The sequence below is a fragment of the Bradyrhizobium sp. genome (genome assembly GCF_049581145.1).
GTDB lineage: Bacteria > Pseudomonadota > Alphaproteobacteria > Rhizobiales > Xanthobacteraceae > Bradyrhizobium.
In genome coordinates this window covers 1-1684 of sequence record NZ_JBAURI010000355.1, presented here as the reverse complement: position 1 = coordinate 1684, position 1684 = coordinate 1, and the positions used below count along the sequence as shown (strand labels likewise).

Annotated in this window: 2 protein-coding genes; both read left to right on the top strand. The window is 64.6% G+C overall.

Annotated elements, in window-relative coordinates:
* Nucleotides 1-969: acetyl-CoA C-acyltransferase (locus WCB02_RS11675; RefSeq protein ID WP_423958332.1), on the top strand; the 969-nt coding region annotated here is incomplete at its 5' end.
* Between the two features lie 189 nt (nt 970-1158).
* Nucleotides 1159-1684, top strand: a 526-nt coding sequence (locus tag WCB02_RS11670; protein ID WP_423958330.1) for an acyl-CoA dehydrogenase family protein, incomplete at its 3' end; no start/stop codon positions are given.

The window sequence follows — 1684 nt, the reverse complement described above, 5'->3', positions numbered from 1 at the left end:
CGCGCCGGGCTTCCGGTGACGGTCGCCGGCACCACCATCGACCGGCAATGCGCCTCCGGCCTGCAGGCGATCGCGCTGGCCGCGCGCTCGGTGATTTTTGATGGCGTCGAGATCGCGGTCGGCGGCGGCGGCGAGTCCATCTCGCTGGTGCAGAACGAGTACGCTAATAGCTTCCATGCCCAGGACCCGGCGCTGCTGGAGATCAAGGGCGAGGTCTACATGCCCATGATCGACACCGCCGAGGTCGTCGCCAAGCGCTACAACGTCTCGCGCGAACGGCAGGACGAATATTCGCTGGAGAGCCAGCGCCGCGTCGCGGCCGCGCAGCAGGGCGGCAAGTTCAACGACGAACTGGCGCCGATCACGACCCGGATGGCGGTCACCGACAAGGCGAGCGGCCAAGTCTCGATGAAGGACGTCACCCTGTCAAAGGACGAGGGCCCGCGGCCCGAGACCACGGCGGAAGGCCTCGCCGGGCTGAAGCCGGTGCGCGGCGAGGGCTTTTCCATCACCGCCGGTAATGCCAGCCAGTTGTCGGACGGCGCCAGCGCCAGCGTCATCATGAGCGACAAGGAGGCCGCGCGGCGCGGCCTCAAGCCGCTCGGCATCTTTCGCGGCTTTGTCGCCCATGGCTGCGAACCGGACGAGATGGGCATCGGCCCGGTATTCGCGGTGCCGCGGCTCTTGAAACGTCATGGGCTGAAGGTCGAGGACATCGACCTCTGGGAGTTGAACGAGGCCTTTGCGGTGCAGGTGATCTATTGCCGCGACCGGCTCGGCATCGATCCGGAAAAAATCAACGTCGACGGCGGCGCGATCGCGGTCGGTCATCCCTACGGAATGTCGGGCGCGCGGCTGACCGGTCACGCCCTGATCGAAGGCCGCAGGCGCAAGGCGAAACATGTGGTGGTGACGATGTGCGTCGGCGGCGGCATGGGGGCGGCCGGCTTGTTCGAGGTAGTACATTAAGGACAACGTCCCGGTATCAACAGGTTGTCGTCCCGGCCTTGAGCTGGGACCCATACCGGGGGATCTTGCTTTTGAGGCGCGGTGACCGACGCCCTCGCGAGCAACAATGGCCGGCGGTTATGGGTGCCGGCTCAGGGCCGGGACGACGTAGAAGAAAAAATCGAATTCTTTCGCTCACAGGAGGATCCCATGGATCTCGCTTTCAGCAAGGACGAAATCGCGTTTCGCGAGGAGGTGCGGGCGTTCTTCCGCGACAACGTACCAACGGAAACCCGCCGCAAGCTGGTCGAGGGCCGGCATCTGTCGAAGGACGAGATGGTCGCCTGGTGGCGCATTCTCAACAACAAGGGTTGGGGCGTGTCGCACTGGCCCAAGGAATATGGCGGCACCGGCTGGACGTCGGTGCAGCACTACATCTTCAACGAGGAACTGCAGATGCATCCGGCGCCGGCGCCGCTTGCCTTCGGCGTCAGCATGGTCGGCCCCGTGATCTACACCTTTGGTAGCGAGGCACAGAAGAAGCAGTATCTGCCGCGCATCGCCAATGTCGACGACTGGTGGTGCCAGGGCTTTTCCGAGCCGGGCTCGGGCTCCGACCTTGCCTCGCTGAAGACCAAGGCCGAGCGCAAGGGCGACACCTACATCATCAACGGCCAGAAGACGTGGACCACGCTGGCGCAATATGCCGACATGATCTTCTGCCTCTGCCGTACCG